General features: G+C 64.0%; 4 protein-coding genes and 1 pseudogene. 4 read left to right on the forward strand and 1 reads right to left on the reverse strand.

Annotated features, from left to right (window positions below):
- Positions 1 to 396, reverse strand: a 396-nt coding sequence (locus tag HKL97_RS12865) for an NAD-dependent epimerase/dehydratase family protein (protein ID WP_291425995.1), incomplete at its 3' end; no start/stop codon positions are given.
- 152 nt (positions 397 to 548) lie between these two features.
- On the opposite strand from HKL97_RS12865, the gene HKL97_RS12870 reads away from it, so the two are divergent.
- From HKL97_RS12870 to HKL97_RS12885, 4 genes and pseudogenes are all read left to right on the forward strand, one after another.
- Complete coding sequence (locus HKL97_RS12870) at positions 549 to 1460, forward strand: ferritin family protein (protein WP_291425997.1); 912 nt, start codon at positions 549 to 551, stop codon at positions 1458 to 1460.
- The gene (locus HKL97_RS12875) at positions 1457 to 2443 is read left to right on the forward strand and encodes a lysylphosphatidylglycerol synthase domain-containing protein (RefSeq protein WP_291425999.1); all 987 of its coding nucleotides are present in this window, start codon (positions 1457 to 1459) and stop codon (positions 2441 to 2443) included. Before HKL97_RS12870 ends, HKL97_RS12875 begins: the two co-directional genes overlap by 4 nt.
- Before the next feature lie 18 nt (positions 2444 to 2461).
- On the forward strand, positions 2462 to 2719 hold the full coding sequence (locus HKL97_RS12880) for a GlsB/YeaQ/YmgE family stress response membrane protein (RefSeq protein WP_291426001.1): 258 nt from the start codon (positions 2462 to 2464) through the stop codon (positions 2717 to 2719).
- Positions 2716 to 3212 (forward strand): annotated as a pseudogene (locus tag HKL97_RS12885) (hypothetical protein); the annotation flags it as partial. The gene HKL97_RS12880 and the pseudogene HKL97_RS12885, both read left to right, overlap by 4 nt.

The raw sequence follows: 3212 nt of genomic DNA on the forward strand, positions 1-3212 counted from the left end.
CTCACCGGCCGGGGCGCCGCAGGGGTCCAGCCCCAGGGCGGCGACGGAGCTGGTATAGACGCTGCGCTCCACCCCGGCGGCGGCGGCGGCGCGAAAAAGGGCGGCTGAGCCGTCGATATTCACGCGGCGCATGGCGGCTTCATCGGGAACCCATAGCCGGTAGTCCGCCGCGACGTGGAAGAGATAGCGGCAGCCTTGCAGCGCGGGGGCGAAGGTGGCGGGGGCCGCCAGGTCCAGCGGGACGATTTCGGCGGGCAGGCCCGCCAGGTTGCGCGGGTCGCTCCCGGGGCGCGTGGTGAGGCGCAGCCTGTGCCCGGCGCGGTGCAGCGCGCGCGCCACGGCGGCGCCGACGAACCCGGTGGCACCCGTCACAAGCGTTACATCGTCCGCGCTCAAGCTTTTACTCCGCCATGCATCATGCAGTCTCTTTATTTGGCGCGTGGCCGCCCCGCCAGTCCCACCGGGGGCGCCATGTATAAATTCCTGGCCTGCTGCGGTAGAAGCCGGGCAGTTTTTAATGAACCCCTGAGCAGGCAAGAGGAGCTGTCATGGATGATTCGAGCATCGCCGCCGCGGATTTCAAGGCGCGGCATTGGGATTTTGCGCAACCGGGGCAGATTAAGCCGGGGAGCGAGGCGCATTACCAGATGATGACGCGGCTGCTGGAGGAGACCTACAACCCCTACAAGCCGGCGGTGCTGGACTGGCCTGTGCTGGATGCGGAGACCAAGGCGCGCATCACCTCGCTGCCGATCTGGGATATCGCGGTGCAGACCGAGATCAAAGCCTCGATGCGCATCGAGGCGTTTGCGAAAACGGTGAAGAACCCGGCCTTGCGGGCGGCGCTGCTGCATATGGCGGGGGAGGAACGGCGCCACCGAGATGTGCTCTCCCGGCTGGTGGCGGCCTATGACATTCCGATGCAGCCCGATGAGGACTACGTGCTGCCGGTGGATGCGGAATGGGGGTTCATGGTAACCGGCTATTCGGAATGCGTGGATAGTTTTTTTGCCTATGGGCTGTTTGAGATGGCCCGGCGCTCCGGCTATTTTCCGCTGGAGCTGGTGGAGACGTTCGAGCCCGTGGTGCAGGAAGAGGGGCGGCATATTCTGTTTTTCACCAACTGGATCGCCTGGCACAAGGCGAACATGCCGCTGTGGCGGCGGCCTTATTTTGCGCTGAAAACGGCGGCGGTATGGGCTTTTCTCATCTGGGAGCGTATCGGGATCGCGCGCGATGTGGATGGGCTGGAGGGCGCGGATGCGAATTTCACCATCAACGGGTCGAAGGCATTGAGCGATGAAATGGACCCGGCGGTGCTGATCGATATTTGTTTGCAGGAGGATAAGCGGCGCATGGCGGGTTATGATGCGCGGCTGCTCCGCCCCACCACCATGCCGCGGCTGGCAAGGCTGGCGCGGCTGTTCGTGCGCCCTAAGAAACGGCTGGCCGCGGTTTGAAGCGCCATCTGCGGCTGCTGCCGGCAGCCTTTGCGCTTGCTGGTGTCGCGGTGGTCACGGGGCTGGTGATATATTACGGCGCGGCGGATGTGCTGCGGGTGCTGGCCTCGGTGAAGCTCTCGGGGTTTGGCCTGTATACTCTGGTGCAGCTGGGGATTCTGCTGGGGCTGGGGCTATGCTGGCGCATGGTTTTGCGTAGCCGGATGCGCGGCAGCTTCTGGCTGTGCGTGTGGGGCCGCATGGTGCGCGACGCGACCGGCGAGTTTCTGCCGTTCAGCCAGGTGGGGGGCTATGTGCTGGGCGCGCGGGTGATGGCGTTGCACGGCGTGCGGATTGCCGATGCCACGGCCTCCACCCTGGCGGATATCACCACTGAGTTTCTCGCGCAGCTGATGTTTATCGGCATTGGGCTTGCCATATTGGCGCGCAAGTCGCCTTCCAGCGATTTGCTGGTGCCGGTGGCGGTGGGGCTGTGTGTGGCGGTGGTGCTGGGGGTTGGGTTGATCCTGGCGCAGCAGGGCAGCGGGGCGAAGATTTTCCGGGCGCTGGCCTCAAAGATCGCGGGGCAGACGGGCGAGGGGGCGTCGCTGAGCATCGACAGGCTGCAGACCTCGCTCAATATCATGTATGGCGAGCGCGACCGGCTGGCCTATGGCGCGCTGCTGCATCTGGTGTGCTGGTTTGGCACCGCGACGGCTTCTTTTGTAGGGTTTCATGCGATGGGGGTGCCGCTGAGCTTTGTCGATGCCATATGTATCGAGGCGATGCTGCATGCGATCATGGCGCTGGCGTTTTTTGTGCCGGGCCGGGTGGGGATACAGGAGGCGGCGTATACGCTGCTGGGCGGGATTTTTGGGGTGCCGCCGGATGTGGCGCTTTCGCTCTCGCTGATGCGCCGGGCGCGCGATTTTGTGATCGCGGTGCCGGTGCTGGTGGCGTGGCAGGCAATTGAGGTGAAGCGGTTGAAGAAAGCCGCGTTCTGAGTTTTTGGAGGGTGGCGGATGTCGATTCTCGGATGGATTGTGTTGGGATTGCTGGCTGGGTGGATTGGCAGCCATATTGTCGATAACCGCGGCAAGGGGCCGATGCTGGATATGGTGCTCGGCATTGTGGGCGCGCTGGTGGGCGGCAAGATTTTCATGGTGCTGGGCGCAGCGCCGGTGAGCGGGGTTAATTTCTACAGCCTGTTCGTCTCGGTGGTGGGGGCGGTTGTGGTGCTGGTGGCTTATCATGCGGTGATGGGCAACCGCCGGCTTTGAATGGCGCCGTGGGCGGGGTGAGCGTGGGGGCGCGGCTGCGCACCATGTGGCTGATGTTTTTCATGGCGGGGATCGGGATTTCCGTCTGGGCGATTACGGTACCGTATTCCAAGATAAAATTTGACCTGAGCGATGGGACGCTGGGGATCGTGCTGTTCGCGGGGGGGATTGGCGGGCTGGTGGGGATGCCCTTTGCCGGAATGGCGGTTGGCCGCTGGGGCAGCCGGGCCGTGCTGGTGGCGGTTTCAACCGGGGTTGGAGTGTTGTTGCCGTTTCTGGTGAGCGCGCATTCGGCCCTGGAGTTCACCGCATTGTTGTTTGTGTACGGCACGCTGTTCGGCGCGCTGGATATTGCGCTTAATGCCCAGGGCGCGGTGGTGGAGCGCATGAGCGGGCGGCTGCAGATGTCAGGTTTTCATGCCTGTTACAGCCTGGGCAGCCTGGCGGTGGCGGTGGCAAGTTTTTTGCTGCTGCGGCTGGGGGTGTCCTACGC

Source organism: Acidocella sp. (genome assembly GCF_013044125.1).
Lineage (GTDB): Bacteria > Pseudomonadota > Alphaproteobacteria > Acetobacterales > Acetobacteraceae > Acidocella.

Bases quoted from the DNA above. Each gene is read 5' to 3' on its own strand.
- HKL97_RS12870 (WP_291425997.1), top strand. From the start codon at position 549: ATGGATGATTCGAGCATCGCCGCCGCGGATTTCAAGGCGCGGCATTGG.
- HKL97_RS12880 (WP_291426001.1), top strand. From the start codon at position 2,462: ATGTCGATTCTCGGATGGATTGTGTTGGGATTGCTGGCTGGGTGGATT.